Genomic DNA, 19,607 nt, shown 5'->3' on the forward strand with positions numbered 1-19,607 from the left:
AATTAACAATATGAAAAGGAACGGATATATACTTATATCAATGATGATGTTGTTCGTTAGCATAATGTCGTCATGTAAAAAAGATTTTATTGAGCTTAATACCGACCCCAATGGTACGCCAAACGCCCTGCCGCAGCAGTTGCTGGCACCGGCGCTGGTAAATACTTTGGGTACCAATATGCTGCGCGCACGTAATTTTAATAACGAGCTGATGCAGGTTACCGTTGATCCGGGCGATTCGGAAGGTAAAGTGTTCAGGTATGATATCAAACGCACCTGGGCCGATGTTACCTGGAACGCCTGGTATACCCAGTTAACCAACTTTAAAGATATTTATACCATTGCCAGCAAGGAAGTAACTTACAGCAAAAGCTATATGGGTATTTCGTTGATATGCCAGGCCTGGTTATATTCATTGCTTACCGATACCTATGGCGATGTGCCTTACTTTGATTCGAACAAAGGGAAGGACGGAAACTTTACGCCCAAGTTTGATAAGCAGAAAGATATCTACCTGGATATATTCAAAAACCTGGAAGCTGCAGATACCTTGCTTAACGCATCTGCAAACGTTGTTGCCGGTAGCGACCCCGTATTTAACGGTAATGCTTTAAAATGGCGCAAGTTTGGTAACTCACTTTATTTAAGGTTATTGTTAAGGGTATCTGGTAAGGCCGATGTTTCTGCCGATGTGATAGCCAAGATCAAACAGATTGTTGATACTAATCCGGATGCTTACCCTATCATGGGCAGTAATGATGATTCGGCAGTTTTAAGGTGGACGGGCTCAGGCGCGTTGACATCGCCCTTTATTGGCGGGGTGCGCGAGCAGGACTGGAGACAGCCCGGTGTTTGCGAGTTTTTTGTTAACAACCTGGCCAAATGGGCCGATCCACGGTTAACTACCAATCGCTGGTCGATATCAAGTTACCAGGGAGGTATTCAGGGTATTCCCAGCGGTTACGCTCCGGGGCAAAATATAGGCATCAAATCATACTTCCTGTCAACTACATCAACTACTACTTTAATGAATGACCCATTGATGGGCAATATTATGAACTATTCGGAGCTGCAATTTATCCTTGCAGAGGCCGCCGCAAAAGGCTGGATAGCAGGTGACGCAGCTACTTACTATAAAAATGGCATTAAGGCAGGCATCACATTCTGGATTCCGACAGATACCACATCAATAGATGCATATTTAGCCGCTGCCGATATAGTTTGGGATAATGCTGGTCCGCTTGACGAGAAAATGGAGATGATCCATGTTCAAAAATATTACTCCATGTTTTACACCGATTTTGAGCAGTGGTTTGAGTATCGCCGTACCGGTCACCCGGTATTGCCAAAAGGTGCCGGTTTAAGGAACAATGGTATTATGCCGGCAAGGCTGCAATACCCGGTTTACGTACAATCAGCAAATCCTGACAGTTACAAAGCCGCGGTAGCCGCGCAAGGCGCAGATGAAATCAGTACGCAGGTGTGGTGGCAAAAACAATAACAGACCGGTTTTAAACTAAGATATCCATAAAATGAAAAAGATATATTTATTACTGGTATTGGCGACAGCCGCTGTCAGTATGAATTCATGTAAAAAGAATAACTACGCCGAAGGGACGTTGAGCCCCATCATAGCTGTTGTTGACCTTCGCGGTATTTACAAAGGCGCGGATGTTGTGCTTAACAGCAACAACATGGGTGGTGCCAAGGAAATAGTAGGGGTGGTGATCTCAAATGCCGCTGCCGGTAACTGCCCTGCCGGCGTATTGGTAGTACAAAACAATCGCCGCAACGCGGTAAGGGGTATAGCCCTTGAAATAGGTAATGCCGCTGCCAACTATGTTCCCGGTGATTCGGTTGTGGTACAGGTTAACGGCGCTACACTTACTAAAGTTAACGGCAGTATGCGCGTTAAAGGCCTCACAGAGGCGTCGGTAAGTAAAGTTGCCGATAATAAGACTATCAAAGTACAATCGGTTCCCTCAGCTACATTGCTTGCTTCGCCGGATGTTTATGAAGAAACACTGGTTACCATAGCCAAGGCAGTAACTGATCCGGAGCCGCAACAGGGTGAAACCTATGCGGGTGATAAAACCATTAACGATGGTTTTGGTAAAATTACCATGCATACCGAAACTAACGCGAATTTCGCGACGACAGGATTGCCATTCAGTGCTAATTTCAGCGGGATCCCGTTCGCGGTAACTTCAGGTACCGATACCAAAATGCAGCTTTGGCCACGCACTATTGATGATGTGTTTACGCTTGCAGCAACCAAGCCATCGCCAATTATCATAACCGGTTACCTGACCAACCCTTCCGGCAGCGACGCTGATTATGAATATATTCAGTTTAAGGCTACTAAGGATATTGATTTTTCGGTAACCAACTATGCCGTAGTAACCTGTAATAACGCGGGTACTAATCCCGCTCCGGTAAACGGCTGGGCACAGGGGCTGGCAAAAACCTATAAGTTTAACCTTACATCAGGAACAGTTAAAAAAGGCCAGTTCTTTTATGTGGGCGGTAACAAAAATATCTGGGGCAAAGGCTCAACCGATATGAGCTCATCAAACTGGATCAATAGCACCATGTACGCTGAAGTTCCCGGTGCTGATTTTGGTAACGTAACTACAAACCTGCTGGCCAACAGCGGTAACGTTGCGGGTGTGGCTGTGTTTGCGGGTATAACCGTTAATGCTTCAAGTGTTCCGCTTGATGTGATCATGTATGGTGGTAGCGGTACTGTTTACTCGGCTGGTCCGCCGGAAATTGGTTACCGCATTACCAATACTGATTATTACAGCACCATTAACCCGGTAACACGTACCGAGCAGGGCTTTTACGGCGGTGGTTCAAATACATCAAAGCTACCATTGCCAACAGATGGGTTATTTAGCCAGTTAGGTGGTGTATACGACGCGCTTACCGGCAGGTGGACAACCGGCAGAACAGTGACCAGTGTTCCACTGACATTGACATCGCCGATTACTGCTATTGAAACAGCCACAGGTGTAACAACAATTCAAAATTAAACACAATAAGGGGCCAATGATGAATTTATAGGTGTAAAAGTCAGGGAATGTGCGATTCCCTCCCCTGGGAGGGTGTAGGGAGGGGTTTCATCCGCCGGATCATTTGATCAGTAAGGCGGATAACCCCTCCCTGCCGTCACACGTTCCCGTCGCGCCCCTCCCGAGGGAGGGAATTGAAAGCTTGTGACTACCTGCAATTTATCATCGAGCCTTTTTCACATCCACATTTACCAAAGCTCAACACCCGTTTGAACTTTGAAAACATAACCCAATGAACAGAAGATCATTTTTACAGGGCGTAGGCCTTATAACCGGCGGCGCGTTTATCTCGCTGCGTGCCAACGCACTTACTCAAATACTAAGCGGCGATACGGTAAAAGGCCGTGTTACCGCCGGAAAAAAAGGAATTAAAGGAGTAGTTATATCCGACGGTTTTTCGGTAGTGCTTACCGATGATAAGGGCAATTACGAACTTACACCGAATGAAAAAGCCAAAAGCATTTTCATGAGCACCCCATCGGGCTACGAGTTTAAAACCGATTATAATATTGCCAAACATTATGAAAAAATTGGAAGCAGCTCGCATTTTGATTTTAAACTGGAGCCGTTGAAAGTTGATGATAATAACCATCATTTCATCATTTGGGCCGATCCGCAGGTTAAAAACAAAAAGGACGTTAAGCAAATGATGGATACTTCTGTCCCCGACACAATTGCCACCATCAAATCATTAGGTAAAAACGCGCTGGTACACGGCATTTGCGTAGGCGATATCGTTTGGGACAATCATGAACTTTTCCCGGACTACAACGAGGCTGTAGCTCAAATGGGGATCCCATTTTTCCAGGCGATAGGCAACCATGATATGGACTATCGCCAGGGCGGCGATGAAACATCGGATGTTACTTTTAAGCAGATCTATGGGCCAACCTATTACTCATTTAACAGGGGCAAGGCGCATTATGTGGTATTAGATAATGTACGTTATCTCGGCGTTGAACGGGAGTATGATGGATATATTACCGAAGATCAGTTAAACTGGCTGGCAAAAGATTTGCAACATGTTAATAAAGACCAATTGCTGATCATAAACCTGCATATCCCGGTTTATAACCAGGTAAAAAACAATCAGGATTTTTATAAGGTGCTTAATGGTTTCAGTAACGTGCACATCATGTCGGGCCATACCCATTACCATGATAACAACATTAATAACAATATTTTTGAGCATAACCATGGCACGGTTTGCGGTGGCTGGTGGACAGGCCCCATCTGTGTGGATGGTACGCCGCGCGGCTACGGCGTGTACTCTGTTAATGGTACCGAATTGAAATGGTACTATAAATCTACCGGTTTGCCTGCCGAAAACCAAATAAGCGTTTATGCCGAAAAACTAACCGATCAGATGCGCCTTATCGCTAATGTTTGGAACTATGACCCACAATGGAAGGTAGTGTATTATTTAGATGACAAACCGATGGGGGCCTTATCAAAAGAGCAGGGATATGATCCTTTATCGGTAAGTTTGTACAAGGGCGATCAGTTACCGGCAGGTCGTCATTTTGTGGAGCCGCATGAAACCGGGCACTTGTTTGTGGCGCACTTTGATCCCTCGGTTAAAAAGGTTAGGGTAGAAGCTACAGATCGTTTTGGAAATAAATATACAAGCGAATTAGATGCAAAATAAATTAAACATTGTTGCAGGAATAAGCCTTATCTTGTTATCAGGCTTTACGGTTGTTAAAAACATGGAATTTAAAAATGCCGATTATCCTTCGTTCAGTGCCGAAGCACACCGCGGCGGAAGGGGGCTGATGCCTGAAAATACCATTCCGGCCATGAAGAACGGCATTGATCTTGGCGTTACCACGTTGGAGATGGATACTCACATCACAGCCGATGGACAGGTGGTATTATCGCACGATGAATACATCAACCCGCTGTTTTCGCTTACGCCTGATGGCAAGGAGATCAGCAACGAAGAAGGGAAAAACCTGATCCTGTACAAGATGAAGTATGAGGATCTGAAGAAATATGACGTAGGTTCTAAATTCTACAGCAAGTTTCCCCGCCAAAAAAAGCTCAAAACCTATATGCCGCTATTATCCGAATTGATCGATTCGGTACAGAACTATATTAAGATAAATCATAAGAAGCCGGTTTTTTATAATATCGAAACCAAGTGTTCTCCCGCAGGTGATGGGATTTATAATCCTGGTCCGCAAGAGTTTGTAGATAAGCTGATGGCGGTACTGATCAAAAAGAAGATCCTGCCTTATGTGGTGATCCAGTCGTTTGATAAACGCACGCTGCAGATCATTCACAAGCAATACCCGGATGTACGTACATCCTATCTTATCGAAAATAAAAAATCGTTTGAAGATAACATGGCCGATCTGGGTTTTACACCTTTCATCCTGAGCCCGGCCTATAAACTGGTTAATGCCGATCTGGTAAAGAAATGCCACGATGCCAGGGTTAAAATATTGCCATGGACGGTGAATACCAAAGATGAAATTGAACAACTTAAAGCTTTGGGCGTAGATGGCGTAATTACCGATTACCCGGATTTGTATTGATGGAAAAAAATATGTCATTGCGAGCGCAGCGCGGCAATCGCACGGAAGCATAGCCGCTCTGTATAGTATGCGATTGCCGCGTCGCGCCGATGCTCATACCCGTTTTGCTCCTCGCAATGACATATTTTTATTTTCGCGCTCACGCCAAATAAGCTGAATGTAATGTCAATTTCTGATAATCTAAACATTAAATTTAAGTGTGATATTGCGGTTGTTAAAACGTTTTATCAATTTAACCAACAACCCAATCATGTTTAAATTACGAGCTTTATGCTTCATGGCACTTTGTGCTGCTTCACTCTCACTAAAAGCACAAACGACCCAGCAACCTGTAAAACCGCTTGCCCAGTTGCAGCAGGAATTTGTCGACCTGCGTTTTGGTATGTTCATCCATTTTAACATTCCAACCTATATGGATCAGGACTGGGCAGATCCGGATGCGCTGCCAACTATATTCAACCCCAAAAAACTGAATTGCGACCAGTGGGCAAAGGCGGCCAAATCGGCAAACATGACCTACGGTTGTATTACCACCAAGCACCACAGCGGTTTTTGTATCTGGGATACCAAAACAACCGATTATAACGTGATGAACAGTCCGCTGAAAAAGGATGTGGTTAAAGAATACACCGACGCGTTCAGGGCTAATGGCCTGAAAGTGTTCCTGTATTATTCTATACTGGACACCCACCACAGGTTGAGGCCAAACATGATCACGCCAAAGCATATTGATATGGTTAAAGCACAGATCACCGAGCTGATGACCAAGTACGGCGAGATCTCGGCATTGATCATTGACGGCTGGGATGCCCCGTGGTCAAGGATTTCGTATGATGATGTTCCGTTTGAAGAGATCTACACCTTAGTAAAATCCTTGCAACCTAACTGTTTGGTAATGGATCTAAACGGTGCCAAATACCCGGCCGAGGGCATGTACTATACCGATATCAAAACCTATGAAATGGGAGCGGGACAGCGTGTATCAACCAAAGATAACCGCATGCCTGCTATTGCCTGTTTACCATTACAAGCCAACTGGTTTTGGGAAACAAGCCACCCAACAACCCCGGTCAAGGAACCTGCAAAACTGGTTAATGATATCCTGAAACCATTAAACAATGTTGATTGTAATTTTATCCTGAACGTAGCGCCAAACCGCGATGGCCTGTTTGATGATAACGCCCTTGCCGCGCTTAAAGAAATTGGTAAGCTTTGGAAAAATGAAGGCCCGGTTGCCAAACTCTCTACATTGGATGCGCCTATCATTTCATCAAATATTGCTAAAAACCAGCCTGCAAGCTCAAGCTGGAGCGATGATTCGGCCATAATGGATTTTGCTAATGATGATGATTTTCATAGTTCATGGGTATCAAACCCAACGGTTAAAAACCCATGGTACGAGATCGACTTTAAGAAAGACCAGGCGCTGAATACCATTGTTATTGCAGAGGAAAAACCAAACATTTCACATTACCGCCTGGAGTATTACCTAAATGGAAGCTGGAAACCATTGTTTGATGGTGAAAACGCCAGCAAGATCAAAGTGCACCGTTTTGACAGGGTTTGGGCCGGTAAGGTTCGGATCTCTGTAGATAAGGCCGACCACCAGGTATCAATAGCCGAATTTCAGGTTTATAACGAAAGAAGATAGTACACTATAACTGACTGACTACTTACTAATGAAGACCCGCCCGCAAGGCGGGTTTTTCATTTACAATTAACCGTTTTGGATATAAAAATGCCAATAAGCATTATTTTTTATAGCAGCCGCATTGTTATACTTGTAAAAACAATTGTATCCTACTTTATGAACCAAGGTCTGAAAGCAACACTCCTGTCTGTAGTTTTACCGCTATGTACGCAATTAATTACGCTTAATGCAAGCGCTCAAAATAATACGTTATGGTATAAACAACCTGCCAAAACATGGACGGAGGCCTTGCCCATTGGTAACGGTCGTTTAGGGGCGATGATTTTTGGTGGCGTTAATGACGAATTGCTGCAGCTCAATGAAGCTACCTTATGGTCGGGCGGCCCGGTAAAGCAAAACGTAAATCCTGAAGCTTTTCAATACCTGGCGCAGGTAAGAGAGGCCTTGTTTAAAGGTGATTACCAAACCGCACGCGACCTTACCAAAAAGATGCAGGGGATATATTCAGAAAGTTTCCTGCCCATGGCCGATCTGCATATCAAACAATCATATAACGGCGGTAAAGCCGGCAATTATTACCGCGACCTGAATATCGGCAATGCCGTGGCAACAACAAAGTATGCGGTTAATGGCGTTAACTATAAACGTGAGATCTTTGCTTCAGCCCCCGATAAGGTGATCGTGATCCGGATCACTGCCGATAAACCTAAACAGATCAACCTCAGCATAAATACCAGCAGCCAGCTTCGTTTTCAAAAAGATGTGCTGAATAAAACGGTATTGGAACTGAGCGGCAAGGCCCCGGCCCATGTTGAGCCAAGCTATGTCGACTCGCAAAATCCGATAGTTTATGCTGATGACGATAAATGCAGGGGTATGCGCTATGAGGTGCTGGCAAAGGCTGTAAGTAATGACGGTAAAATAACTGCCGATACCAGTGGCATCACGGTAAAAGGGGCATCAACGGTAACGCTTTATGTTACCGCGGCCACCAGCTTTAAAGCCTATAACCAATGCCCTGATGGTGACGAAAAAGTTGCCGAAAAAAATCTGGATAAAGCCGCCGCTAAGCCTTATGCGCAATTACTTGCGGCCCACCTTGCCGACTATCATCACTTTTTTAACCGTGTAAACCTTAAACTTAATGATAATAAAGGCAGCCATGCCGAATTGCCTACAGATGAAAGACTTGCGCTATATAATAAAAATCAGGGTGCCGATCCTGGTATCGAAGCCTTGTATTTTCAGTACGGACGTTACCTGTTGATAAGCAGTTCAAGAACACCGGCTGTGCCTGCCAATCTTCAAGGCATCTGGAACAAAGAATTACGTGCGCCATGGAGCTCTAATTATACCAGCAACATCAATGTGCAGATGAACTATTGGATGGCCGAGGATTGTAACCTGTCTGAAATGCATCAGCCATTATTTGAGCTGATCAAAGGGTTATCTGAAACAGGCACCGAAGTAGCTAAGGATTTTTACCATGCTAAAGGCTGGGTAACACATCACAATACCGATATCTGGGCGTTGGCCAATCCGGTGGGCGACCTTGGTCACGGCGACCCGGCATGGGCTAATTGGCCGATGGGCGGCGACTGGCTTACACGCCACCTGTGGGAGCACTATTTATACACCGGCGATAAAGAGTTTCTGAAAAATACAGCCTATCCTTTAATGAAAGGCGCCGCCGAATTTACATTTGATTGGCTTGTACCCGATGGTCAGGGGCATTTGGTAACCGCGCCGTCCATGTCGCCCGAAAATGAGTTTATTTATGCCGAGGGTAAAAAGTCGGACGTTTCTGTGTCTACCACTATGGATATGGGTATCATCCGCGATTTGTTTGATAACCTGATAGCGGCAACAAAGGTGTTAAATGTTGATGCCGCTTTCCGCGATTCACTTATTGCCAAAAAAGCAAAACTTATTCCGTACCAAATAGGCGGCAAAGGCCAGTTACAGGAATGGTATAAAGATCAGGAATCGCCCGATCCGCATCACCGCCATGTATCGCATTTGTATTCTGTATACCCGGCAAATGAAATTTCAATAGCAACTAATCCTGAATTGGCTGCGGCTGCAAAACGTACATTAGAATTACGTGGCGATGAAAGCACCGGCTGGAGCCTGGCCTGGAAGGTAAACCTTTGGGCGCGCCTGAGGGATGGCAACCACGCCTACAAATTATACCGCGACCTGTTGCGCTTAACCGGCGAAAGCGGCTATAATTACAGCGAGGGTGGGGGACTATATCCAAATATGTTTGACGCGCATCCTCCATTTCAGATTGATGGAAACTTTGGCGGCACCTCCGGCCTGGCCGAAATGCTGCTGCAAAGCCAGGATGGTAACATCCTTTTATTGCCTGCATTACCCGATGCCTGGGCCAATGGCGAAATAAAAGGTTTGGTAGCAAGAGGTGCATTTGTTGTAGGTATGAAATGGACAGCGGGAAAGATTACATCTGCTGATGTGTTTTCGAAAACGGGAGGTACATGTCGTATCATTTGCAAATCAAAACTTACTGTAAAAGGTTCAAATGCTGCCCCTGTTAAAGTAAAAGAAGGGTATGAGTTGGTTATAAACACCGAAAAAGGTAAATCATACCAATTAGTAAGCGCGTTATGAGCAACAGCAGGAGAAACTTTTTAAAGAGAGCCTCGTTGGCTGGCGCGGCTGTAATGGCTGCACCCGGCATTGCTACAGCATCTGTAAAAGGAAATGATTATCTGCCCGATGATGGCGTAGGAAAAACTTTCCTTTTCCAGGGCGATTCGATAACGGATGGTGGCCGCAGTTTTGATAAAGATTGGAACCACGTTTACGGACAAGGTTATGCTTATCTGATAACCGCCCGGATCAATTTTGATTATCCCGGTCGGGATTACCAGTTTTTTAACCGGGGAATCAGCGGTAACACGGTCAATGATCTCGCGGCACGCTGGCAAAAGGATACACTTGATATTAAACCCGATGTGTTGAGCATATTGATAGGTATTAACGATGTGCATCATGTAATAATGCAAGGCGATAAAGCAACAGCCGATGATTTCGGTGCCGCCTTTGATCAGTTGTTAACCAAAACTAAGGCCGCATTACCCAATATTAAATTGATTTTGCTGGAACCCTTTATTTTACCGTTAGGCATGGTAAGTAAAAATCCCGAACTGTGGGCGTCAGAAGTGCAAAAGCGACAGGTAATAGTAAAAGCGCTTGCATCAAAATTTAATGCCATTTTTGTGCCTTTGCAGGATGTTTTTAACAAAGCCCTGCAAAAAGCCAAAGCCGAACACTGGATCTGGGATGGTGTTCATCCTATGCCTGCCGGACATGAGCTTATTGCCCGTGAATGGATGAAGGCGGTTAAAAAGCTGTATTGATACTTATTTAGCCCTAAATAAATGCTGTCCGAAGTTTCCTGACTTCGGATGCCTATGTCTGTAGTTTGTAACTATCTGTATCATAGTCTTTTGATTCTTACGCCTGTAGTTGCAAACTACAAGCATATCGAATTCGAAGTCATAGACTTCGAACAGCCGACAATCTCTTAGCTATACAAATCGGTCATGCACTGGCTACGAGATTGCCACGCTGCGCTCACAATGACATGTTTTTTTATTATTTAAAAGCGGTAAACTTTACGCGTGGCTTGCAGCTATCATTTGAATAGCCTCTTCACGGGTTTTATGTTCAATGGCCATTACAAATTCAACCGGGCCGCCGCCTTTGCCACAGCCAAAGCATTGAAAAATATTTTTTTCGGGGGATACCATGAGTGAGGTGGCCTGGTCTTTATGAAAAGGGCAGCGGCCTTTTAAATTTCTCCGGCTTTCTTCAAGCAGCACATATTTTGAAACAATTCGTACAAGATCGGCCTGTACCGGCGACAGGGAATAAGATGCAGACATGTTGGGTATTAGAATAGTTAATTATCAGGCTGCGAAAATAAATTATTACCGGAACTGAATTGACGTTTGTGGAAAAAAAAGGCCTCATAAACTCACGTTTAGGGCTTTTTTCTGGATTCTGTAGCATTATATCGTATGCTTTCGTAATTAATTGAAAACCTAAAATTATGAAGCCATTATTCTACTTCCTGGTATTGATAATCACCCTTGGCGGCTCATGCAAAAAGAACGAAAACCAGGCAATTAAACTCAGCGGAACCTATGCCGGTACTTTTCAGCGTAAAGTGTCAGGAACTGGTGCTATATCAGATGTTTCTCTTAGTTTTTCGGCCGATGCCTGGAATGGCGAATCTCAAACTGTTAAGTATCCGGCGCTTAATCATGGTACATTCAGTACAACCGGCAATAAGATCAATTTTAAAAATGAATCGGTGTGGACAGCCGAGTTCGACTGGTCGCTGATTCTGAGTGGTGATTACGATATTACTGTATCAGGCAATAAGATTACTATCTCTAAAAGTTACGCTACCGGTATGATAGATGTGTACACCTTAAGTAAGCAGTAAAGTATAGCGTAAATATTACAGGGGATGGTTTAGCGCTATTCACCCGGCGAATCGTTAAATTAGCCTAACCAAAATCTGCTTTTATGAATCAAAGAACAACCTTGTTGCTTGGCTTGTCGCTAATGGCGATAGGCGGGCTTGCCTCGTTCAGGCTTACCAAAAACGATCAGCATGCTGCTGCTAATGCAGGCCTTAAAATTCCTGATGGATTTAGCGCCGCCGTAATAGCCGATAATTTAGGCAGCGCAAGGCATATGGTGGTAACTCCCAATAATGATATTTACGTACACCTTGAGGGTTTGAAAAACGGTAAAGGCATTGTGGTTTTGCATGACAATGGTGATAAGGCAGATGTTAAAACCAGTTTTGGTAATTTCTCCGGTACAGGCATCCGCATCAATAACGGATATCTGTATGCCTCTTCCGATAAAGCCGTTTATCGCTTTAAGTTGAACGCCAGCCAGGAAGTGATCGATCCGGAACACCCTGAAATTGTTGTGAGCGGCTTAGTATCTAAACGGGCACATAAACCCAAGGCTATCGCGTTTGATAATGACGGGAACCTATACGTGAATATCGGCGCTTATTCCAATATCTGCTCAGAATTTGATCCGCAGAAAACAGGTTGCCCTATCCTTGATTCTGCCGGTGGAATTTGGCGTTTTAAAACAGATAAGATCAACCAGAAACAACGCGATGGCGTACGTTTTGCTACAGGCTTACGTAACGTAGTAGGGCTCGACTGGAACCAGCAGGATAACCAGCTTTTTGTGATGCAGCACGGTCGTGATGCTTTGCATGACCTGTTCCCTAAATATTATACCACCCAGCAGTCGGCCCTGTTACCCGCCGAGTGTATGTATGCTTTGAAGGAGGGCGACAATGCAGGTTGGCCTTATATGTATTATGATGATGTTAAGCATAAAAAAATAAAAGGCCCGGAATACGGAGGTGATGGCGAAACCGAAGCCGACGCTAAATATACCGAACCGGTTGCAGCATATCCCGGCCACCTTGCACCCGATGGTTTGCTGTTTTATACAGGTAACCAATTTCCCGAAAAATATAAAAATGGGGCGTTCATTGCTTTCCATGGTTCATGGAACAGGGCGCCCGAGCCACAGGCTGGTTACTTTGTGGTTTTTCAGCCATTTAAGGATGGCAAACCCGATGGTAAATGGGAAGTATTTGCCGATGGCTTCGCAGGCACGGCCGAAGAAACATCGCCGGGAAAAGCCGAACACCGCCCCTGTGGCCTGGCCCAGGGCCCCGACGGTTCGCTTTATGTAAGCGATGATGTTAAAGGGACTATTTATAAGATCACTTATAAGAAATAAAAGATAAAGCGTGTGCAAAGAAGCCCAACTTGTTTAAAGCAGGTTGGGCTTTTGTTTTGCTATGACACATAAATAGGATAGCTGTCATGTTGAAACAAGTTCACCATGACAATTAAAACGGGTGTCATGCTGAGCTTGTCGAAGCATGGTGGGCGGGGCCTCTGCGCGCGTCCTTCGACAAGCTCAGGATGACAGGTCCTCCACACCTAATGTGATATTTATATTCTAATATCCCGAACGTGACTACTCAACAATATGGGATCTTCCGTATTCTCAGAAATATTTACTTTAGCACCCATAAACAACACACTGCGCACTTGCCATAAAAACAAAGCATCATGAACTATACTCAAATTTGCAAAGCCTTTAATGATTTAACAGTTACCGAATTATACCAACTGTTAAAACTCAGGAGCGAGATATTTGTGGTTGAGCAAAATTGCGTGTTTTTAGATGCCGACGATAAGGACTACGCCTGTCATCACTTATTGTTATTTGATGATGAGCAGGAATTGGTGGCCTATGCCCGTATTGTTCCGGCGGGTAAATCTTATACGGAAGCATCAATTGGTCGTATAGTAAGCAGCAAAAAGGTACGTGGCACAGGCGTTGGTAAAATACTGACACAGGCGGCTATAGATGCAGCTAAAAACCTTTATGGTGATGTGCCTATCCGGATAGGAGCCCAATATTATGCCGTTAAATTTTACGAGCAATTAGGCTTTAAAATGGAGGGCGACATTTATGATGAGGATGGCATCGACCATATAGAAATGCTCAGGGCCTGATAGCGGTTTAAACACGATTTGTTTAAATACGGCTTTTAACGATTGTTTTTGCCCGCTCAACGAATTTAGCACATGTACTAAATGGTCGGCTGCTAATTTTATGTCATTACTTTAAAAGCTATGCCATGAAAACATTGCAGTTACCGCCCGATCCAAGAGATCTTGCAAAAAGCAAGAGAAATAAAGTAGATCTCGATTTAAAGAAAGCCCCCGTACAGCAAACTGTTAAGCAGTCAAAACCTGTTCTGGATAATTTTCTGAAGCGCTTTTTTCCGGATGATGCTCCGGAAAACCTGAGCACTACGGAGGCGGTGATACGAGGGGCATTGGTGTTTACAATGCCCGCACTGTCAGCAATTGACTGGAATTATCATACTCATGCCATGATTATCATAGCACCGGTAATATTTTACCTTGAGGTAACAGCATTTACCCTATATTGTCCCGTGAAAAGGCTGTTTAGTAACTATACTCATCCATCAAAATATGAGTAAGTTATAAAATAGAAAATATATCAACCCAACAAAACACAATATCATGAAAGCAAACATCGGAATTAACGAAGCAGACCGCCAGGCCGTTTCAGACCAGTTAGCAAAATTACTGGCTGACGAATTTTTATTGTACACCAAAACCCGTAACGCGCATTGGAACATTGAAGGCCCTGATTTTCACTCAATGCACGTGTTTTTTGAACAGCAGTACAACGAGCTTGACGAGATCATGGACAGCGTTGCCGAGCGTATCCGTAAAATTGGTCATTATGCACCTGCTACTTTAACCCAGTTATTACAACTTACCCATTTAACCGAAAAGCTTGACCATAAAAACGACAGCTTGGGCTTTTTGAAAGAGTTGCTTGAGGATCATGAAAGTATTATTGAGTTTATTCGCGGTAATATCGATCCCTTTGTTAGCAAGTACAATGACGCAGGCACCAGCGATTTTATTACCGGTTTAATGGAAACTCACGAAGGCATGGCCTGGATGCTAAGGTCGCATTTTAGATAAAATCCCCCTATTAAATAACCGCTTTTGGCTCAATTGGCTTTCCGGATGCAAACGGAAGGCCATGAGCAAAAAGTAAATTGATTATCTTAGCAATATTATTTAAGCCTGCTCATGACCAGTTTAATTGTTGATGATAATCCCATTGCCCGCGCAACATTGAGCCATCTGGCCGGCCAGGTTAATGACCTGGATATTATTTGCGAGTATTGTACCGCCATGGAGGCTTATAATCATCTCCAAAACCAAAACGTTGATTTGCTTTTCCTGGATATTGAAATGCCCGGAATGGACGGTTTGGAACTTACCCGTAACCTTAAAAACAAGGATATAGTTGTAATTTTTACTACTTCAAAAAAAGAATACGCCGTTGAAGCGTTTGAACTTAACGTAGCCGATTACCTGGTTAAGCCGGTTACTCCTGGCAGGTTTTTGCAGGCTGTAAATAAAGCCCGCGAAATATTGGACGGCCGAAAAGAAGAAGTGCAGGTGAAGAACGACGAATTTATTTTCGTACGCGATTCAAACATCACCCGTAAACTCATGCTCGACGACATTTTGTATGCCGAGGCTATGGGCGACTACGTAAAGTTTTATACCCCCAAAAAAGAATACGCCATACACGGTACACTAAAATCGGCCGAAGAAAAACTGCCATCATCGAGGTTTATCAGGGTGCACCGCTCATACATTATTGCCCTGGATAAAATTGATACCCTGCAGGATGGCGGTTTGGTAATTGCCGGCAAATTTTTGCCCGTAGCCGATGCCTACCGCAAGACATTGAATAGCCGGATGAACGTTTTTTAGCCATCGACAAAGCCGGGCGGTTTAACGACAGTTTTGCCTTGTTGAACGATTTTTGGAATTAAAATAAATTTAACACCTGCATATTTACTTATCACCAATGCGTTCAGCGTCATCAGTAATGGCTAATAAAAAGTTTGCTTACCTCATACTGGCATCATTTGTTGCAGGTACAATTTTGTTGCTGGTTATTCAATATAATTTTTCGCAAAACATGCAGTCGATGCGTAAGGGCAACGAGAGCCTGTTGCGCGAGCTGCATACCAGTAATCACCTGCGTGAAGTTGACCGTGACCTGCTGGGCGTAGAAGCCCGCATCAGGGCCGCAATAGCCACCGATGATATCTCACACCTTGAGGGCGTTGATGCCAAGATCAAGTCTGTTAAAGATTATCTCGATTCGCTTCGCGGAGGGAACCATAACCCTACGGTTAAGCAATATCTCGACCGTTTGAATATTTTAGCTGATGAGAAAGTTAGGATTAAAAACGACTTGCTGAAACACTACTATAAAACAGGTAACATGAACGATACCAGTTTTATAGCTAATCCACGTGCACGCCGTATCTCCAATGAAATCACCGAAGTAACGCACAAGATTTACGATAATCGTCAAAAAATGATGGATGAGCTTAGTGTGGCTGTTATTGACAACAGTAGCAAAGCGCGTATGTATGGTAATATACTTATGATATTCATGTTTTTTAGCGGCGGAACTTTATGCTGGTTTATTGTTAACCAGTTCAGGCAGCAAAACAGGCTCATCAGCAGGCTTAACGAATCGGAAAAAACAGCACGTGAAGCATTGCTGATTAAAGAAAACTTCCTGGCAAATATGAGCCATGAGATCCGTACGCCGCTAAACTCTATATTAGGTTTTACCAATCTGCTTAAACGCCGCAAGATTGATCCGGATGCCGGAGAGTTTGTAGGTTCGATCCAAAAGGCCGGGGAGAACCTGCTGGCTATCATTAATGATATTCTCGACCTGTCTAAAATAGAAGCAGGAATGATGCGGATAGTGCAATCGCCATTCAGTGTGCGCGGTTTGATAGATTCTATCGAAACCTTGTTCAATGAACGCATCAGGGAAAAAGGGCTCAGCTTTAGCAGCAAAATTGCTTCAGACGTACCTGATACCCTTGTTGGCGATGCTACACGTTTAACACAGATATTGGTAAACCTGATTGGCAATGCCCTGAAATTTAGTGAGCATGGCTGTATCAGGGTTGAGGTTTATAACAAATATATAGCAGATAAAACCATAAAATTGGGTATCCGGGTAGCCGACGATGGTATTGGTATTCATAAAGAGAAGCTCGCCACCATATTTGAACGCTTTAACCAGGCCGAAGATTCCATTACACGTAGCTATGGCGGCACGGGGCTCGGTCTCTCAATTGTTAAAGACCTTGTGGTTTTGCAGCTTGGCGAAATAGAAGTTTCCAGCGAGCCCGGAAAAGGCACCGAGTTTAATTTTTATATCCCGTACATTATTGCTGAGGATCAGGTTACCGCGCACATTGATGAAGAAGCGTTAGGTTCGGAAGTAAAAGTAAACCACGACTTAAATATTTTGGTGGTTGACGATAACGTCATGAACCAAAGTTTGATGAAGCATATGCTTACCCAGTGGGATGCTGCGTTTGATGTGGTAGCAAACGGCGAGGAAGCGATCAGCAAATTGGAATCTGAAACTTATAATGTGGTACTGATGGATATCCAGATGCCTAAGATGGATGGATATACTGCAACTTATCACATTCGCAATGAGCTGAAACTGGATGTGCCGATTATTGCTATGACAGCTCACGCCATGGCCGGAGAACGTGAAAAATGCCTGAGCCACGGCATGAACGAATATATAGCCAAGCCGGTAAATGACGATGATCTGTTTAAGCTCATCCTAAAGTTCGTACCCGGTGCATCGCGGCAGGAGCAGGCTGCCACAATCAATGAACATGATTACCCGTTTATTGATCTCAATTATATGAAAGACATCAGTAAAGGAAACATCGACTATGAAAAACTGGTGACCTCGCAGTTTATCGAACTTACCTTAGCTGATGTGAACACGCTTAAAAATATGTTCAGTGCGGAAGATTTTGAAGGTTTGAAAGCCACTGCGCATAATATGAAAACCACGGTAGCCATAATGGGCTTGCTTCCAGCTTTAGAAGCTGATCTGGATGAGCTTGAGCAAGCGACTGTAGCCGATACCGAAACTTTAAGACTGATCAATGATATTACCGCGGTGTGCCTTAATGCCATTGATGATGCAAAGCGCTTTTATAGCACGCTGGTTTAAATCCTATTTGTTAGATCAACGTAGAGACGCTAATACTGGTCGAAGTTTAGCCCAATACTGGTCGAAGTTTAGCGATAGCGTAACTTCGTCCTAAAATAGTGGAAGCATCCTGCTTCCGCATTTAATGATCAATAGATAAAAGCAAAGCAATTGTATCAAGTCAAGCTGAAAGCTTGCCGTGTTTTGGGTCGAAGTTACGCTATCGCTAAACTTCGACCAGTGTCAGTCTCTGCTTGTTTTAAGATAACCCTTCACCGACAGTTTTTGCCCGTTCAACGAATCCCGAAGCCAAAGCCTTTAAAGTAGCCTTAGTTTTATGATAACAAAAATTGTTACCCTAAGCTCATGGCAACATTAACCGCAACCCCACAACAATTAATTAATGCTAATCCGCAAATTGCTGCGTTTGGTAATCCTGATAATTTTATTGAGCCTGTTTTTCCGGGCCAGGTATTAAACCAATATGCTTTTTTGGTTGATATATCAGAACGGGTACACACCCGTGAAATGGCCATCACCAATGTGCTGGCTACCGCCGGGATAGGCATGTGGAGTTATGGGATATACAGCAAAAAGTTTCATTTATGCCCGGTTGCCAGCGGCTTTTTAGGCATGAAAGGCAGCAGTACTTTTGGTTTGGGTGTGCTGATGCAAAAGCTGGTGCAGTGGAACCAGAAGCATGTTTTAGATACTGCTAAAACAGCCTGCCGTACGCAGCAGGAATTTGAAGCCGAATTGCACATCAACACCGCCGATAGTTGCTACACCCGTTGGCTCAAAATAACCGGAAAGCTTTATTGCAGTGATGGTCTGGCCATGAAAATGATGGGCACATTAACAGATATTACTGCCGCAAAACAAGAGGAATTGCGTAAGAACGACTTAGTGGCTTTCCTGAACCATGAATTGCGCACACCGCTGAGCACCATTAAACTCTATATCCAGAATACTGCCCGTATAGCGCGGATGGAAAACAACAAACCGCTTGAAGATAAAATGCTCAAGGCAGACCAGCAAACCGTGAGTATGACCCAGATGATCAATAACTTTTTAACACTGTCGCAGGTGCGGGATGCAAAGCTTAGTTTGCAAAAAAGCCATTTTGATTTGAGTGAATTGCTTGAGGATGTAACAGCAAATATGATGGTGCTTTATCCCGACCGGAAATTCAGGGTGAAAGAATTAAAGGAAATTTGGGTAACTGCCGATTATGATAAACTGGTACAGGTGCTGGTAAATTATGCGAACAACGCGGTTAAGTTTTCGCCCGTAAAAAGTGTGATTACCCTGGGCTGTCAAATAGTTAACGGTGAGGTAGTCGTAACCGTACAGGATAAAGGCCGCGGAATAAAAGAGGCTGATCAAAAACGGTTGTTCTGCCGTTACTCCCGTATTCATCATGAAAAAAGCGCCGGTACAAAAGGGTATGGCTTAGGCTTGTACCTGTCACGTGAGATTATTGAACGCCATGGCGGAGAAGTAGGGGTGAACAGTGAATATGGCAAAGGCTCAGCATTTTATTTTAAGTTGCCGGTTTAAGCAGCTCATTCGCTGCTGATAGGTAATAGGCAGTTAAAGCCTTACGAAGTAATTAAACTTCGTAAGGCTGGAGTTCTG

Annotated in this window: 16 protein-coding genes; 15 read left to right on the forward strand and 1 reads right to left on the reverse strand. The window is 44.1% G+C overall.

Annotated elements, in window-relative coordinates; translation table 11 throughout:
• Positions 1-10 precede the first annotated feature (10 nt).
• The 7 genes from DUL71_RS04850 (at position 11) to DUL71_RS04880 (ending at position 10,648) form a co-directional block, all read left to right on the forward strand.
• On the forward strand, positions 11-1,501 hold the full coding sequence (locus tag DUL71_RS04850; protein WP_114936990.1) for a SusD/RagB family nutrient-binding outer membrane lipoprotein: 1,491 nt from the start codon (positions 11-13) through the stop codon (positions 1,499-1,501).
• A 31-nt stretch (positions 1,502-1,532) separates the two neighbouring features.
• On the forward strand, positions 1,533-3,035 hold the full coding sequence (locus tag DUL71_RS04855; RefSeq protein ID WP_114936991.1) for a DUF5689 domain-containing protein: 1,503 nt from the start codon (positions 1,533-1,535) through the stop codon (positions 3,033-3,035).
• Between the two features lie 271 nt (positions 3,036-3,306).
• A complete protein-coding gene (locus DUL71_RS04860) occupies positions 3,307-4,722 on the forward strand; it encodes a calcineurin-like phosphoesterase C-terminal domain-containing protein (protein WP_114936992.1) in 1,416 nt (471 codons plus the stop codon).
• A complete protein-coding gene (locus tag DUL71_RS04865) occupies positions 4,712-5,614 on the forward strand; it encodes a glycerophosphodiester phosphodiesterase (RefSeq protein WP_114936993.1) in 903 nt (300 codons plus the stop codon). Before DUL71_RS04860 ends, DUL71_RS04865 begins: the two co-directional genes overlap by 11 nt.
• A 250-nt stretch (positions 5,615-5,864) precedes the next feature.
• Positions 5,865-7,265 carry an alpha-L-fucosidase gene (locus tag DUL71_RS04870; RefSeq protein ID WP_114937478.1) on the forward strand — a complete coding sequence of 467 codons (1,401 nt, stop codon included), beginning with the start codon at positions 5,865-5,867 and terminating at the stop codon, positions 7,263-7,265.
• Positions 7,266-7,421: 156 nt separating this feature from the next.
• Positions 7,422-9,896 (forward strand): glycoside hydrolase family 95 protein, encoded by a 2,475-nt coding sequence (locus DUL71_RS04875; RefSeq protein WP_114937479.1) that lies wholly within the window; start codon positions 7,422-7,424, stop codon positions 9,894-9,896.
• Positions 9,893-10,648, forward strand: coding sequence for a GDSL-type esterase/lipase family protein (locus DUL71_RS04880; protein ID WP_208645476.1), 756 nt, complete (start codon positions 9,893-9,895; stop codon positions 10,646-10,648). The genes DUL71_RS04875 and DUL71_RS04880 overlap by 4 nt, the downstream gene beginning before the upstream one ends.
• Before the next feature lie 258 nt (positions 10,649-10,906).
• On the opposite strand, the gene DUL71_RS04885 is transcribed toward DUL71_RS04880, so the two are convergent.
• Positions 10,907-11,176 carry a CHC2 zinc finger domain-containing protein gene (locus tag DUL71_RS04885; protein WP_114936995.1) on the reverse strand — a complete coding sequence of 90 codons (270 nt, stop codon included), beginning with the start codon at positions 11,174-11,176 and terminating at the stop codon, positions 10,907-10,909.
• A gap of 167 nt (positions 11,177-11,343) precedes the next feature.
• On the opposite strand from DUL71_RS04885, the gene DUL71_RS04890 reads away from it, so the two are divergent.
• From DUL71_RS04890 to DUL71_RS04925, 8 genes are all read left to right on the forward strand, one after another.
• Positions 11,344-11,742 (forward strand): hypothetical protein, encoded by a 399-nt coding sequence (locus DUL71_RS04890; RefSeq protein WP_114936996.1) that lies wholly within the window; start codon positions 11,344-11,346, stop codon positions 11,740-11,742.
• An 83-nt stretch (positions 11,743-11,825) separates the two neighbouring features.
• Positions 11,826-13,079 (forward strand): PQQ-dependent sugar dehydrogenase, encoded by a 1,254-nt coding sequence (locus DUL71_RS04895; protein ID WP_114936997.1) that lies wholly within the window; start codon positions 11,826-11,828, stop codon positions 13,077-13,079.
• 338 nt (positions 13,080-13,417) lie between these two features.
• Positions 13,418-13,867 carry a GNAT family N-acetyltransferase gene (locus DUL71_RS04900; protein WP_114936998.1) on the forward strand — a complete coding sequence of 150 codons (450 nt, stop codon included), beginning with the start codon at positions 13,418-13,420 and terminating at the stop codon, positions 13,865-13,867.
• A 125-nt stretch (positions 13,868-13,992) separates the two neighbouring features.
• The gene (locus tag DUL71_RS04905) at positions 13,993-14,361 is read left to right on the forward strand and encodes a YgaP family membrane protein (protein ID WP_114936999.1); all 369 of its coding nucleotides are present in this window, start codon (positions 13,993-13,995) and stop codon (positions 14,359-14,361) included.
• Positions 14,362-14,404: 43 nt separating this feature from the next.
• Entirely contained in the window at positions 14,405-14,878 is a 474-nt protein-coding gene (locus tag DUL71_RS04910) for a Dps family protein (protein ID WP_112573863.1), read from the forward strand.
• Between the two features lie 111 nt (positions 14,879-14,989).
• Entirely contained in the window at positions 14,990-15,685 is a 696-nt protein-coding gene (locus DUL71_RS04915; RefSeq protein WP_112573862.1) for a LytR/AlgR family response regulator transcription factor, read from the forward strand.
• Between the two features lie 97 nt (positions 15,686-15,782).
• Entirely contained in the window at positions 15,783-17,990 is a 2,208-nt protein-coding gene (locus DUL71_RS04920) for a response regulator (RefSeq protein ID WP_208645477.1), read from the forward strand.
• Between the two features lie 345 nt (positions 17,991-18,335).
• The gene (locus DUL71_RS04925; protein WP_114937001.1) at positions 18,336-19,529 is read left to right on the forward strand and encodes a sensor histidine kinase; all 1,194 of its coding nucleotides are present in this window, start codon (positions 18,336-18,338) and stop codon (positions 19,527-19,529) included.
• Positions 19,530-19,607: the final 78 nt, after the last annotated feature.

Origin of the sequence: Mucilaginibacter endophyticus (genome assembly GCF_003351025.1) — a bacterium.
Taxonomy (GTDB): Bacteria; Bacteroidota; Bacteroidia; order Sphingobacteriales; family Sphingobacteriaceae; genus Mucilaginibacter; species Mucilaginibacter endophyticus.

Coding starts and splice junctions, on each gene's coding strand:
- DUL71_RS04850 (WP_114936990.1), top strand. CDS start 11: ATGAAAAGGAACGGATATATACTTATATCAATGATGATGTTGTTCGTT.
- DUL71_RS04855 (WP_114936991.1), top strand. CDS start 1,533: ATGAAAAAGATATATTTATTACTGGTATTGGCGACAGCCGCTGTCAGT.
- DUL71_RS04860 (WP_114936992.1), top strand. CDS start 3,307: ATGAACAGAAGATCATTTTTACAGGGCGTAGGCCTTATAACCGGCGGC.
- DUL71_RS04865 (WP_114936993.1), top strand. CDS start 4,712: ATGCAAAATAAATTAAACATTGTTGCAGGAATAAGCCTTATCTTGTTA.
- DUL71_RS04870 (WP_114937478.1), top strand. CDS start 5,865: ATGTTTAAATTACGAGCTTTATGCTTCATGGCACTTTGTGCTGCTTCA.
- DUL71_RS04875 (WP_114937479.1), top strand. CDS start 7,422: ATGAACCAAGGTCTGAAAGCAACACTCCTGTCTGTAGTTTTACCGCTA.
- DUL71_RS04880 (WP_208645476.1), top strand. CDS start 9,893: ATGAGCAACAGCAGGAGAAACTTTTTAAAGAGAGCCTCGTTGGCTGGC.
- DUL71_RS04885 (WP_114936995.1), bottom strand. CDS start 11,176: ATGTCTGCATCTTATTCCCTGTCGCCGGTACAGGCCGATCTTGTACGA.
- DUL71_RS04890 (WP_114936996.1), top strand. CDS start 11,344: ATGAAGCCATTATTCTACTTCCTGGTATTGATAATCACCCTTGGCGGC.
- DUL71_RS04895 (WP_114936997.1), top strand. CDS start 11,826: ATGAATCAAAGAACAACCTTGTTGCTTGGCTTGTCGCTAATGGCGATA.
- DUL71_RS04900 (WP_114936998.1), top strand. CDS start 13,418: ATGAACTATACTCAAATTTGCAAAGCCTTTAATGATTTAACAGTTACC.
- DUL71_RS04905 (WP_114936999.1), top strand. CDS start 13,993: ATGAAAACATTGCAGTTACCGCCCGATCCAAGAGATCTTGCAAAAAGC.
- DUL71_RS04910 (WP_112573863.1), top strand. CDS start 14,405: ATGAAAGCAAACATCGGAATTAACGAAGCAGACCGCCAGGCCGTTTCA.
- DUL71_RS04915 (WP_112573862.1), top strand. CDS start 14,990: ATGACCAGTTTAATTGTTGATGATAATCCCATTGCCCGCGCAACATTG.
- DUL71_RS04920 (WP_208645477.1), top strand. CDS start 15,783: ATGCGTTCAGCGTCATCAGTAATGGCTAATAAAAAGTTTGCTTACCTC.
- DUL71_RS04925 (WP_114937001.1), top strand. CDS start 18,336: ATGGCAACATTAACCGCAACCCCACAACAATTAATTAATGCTAATCCG.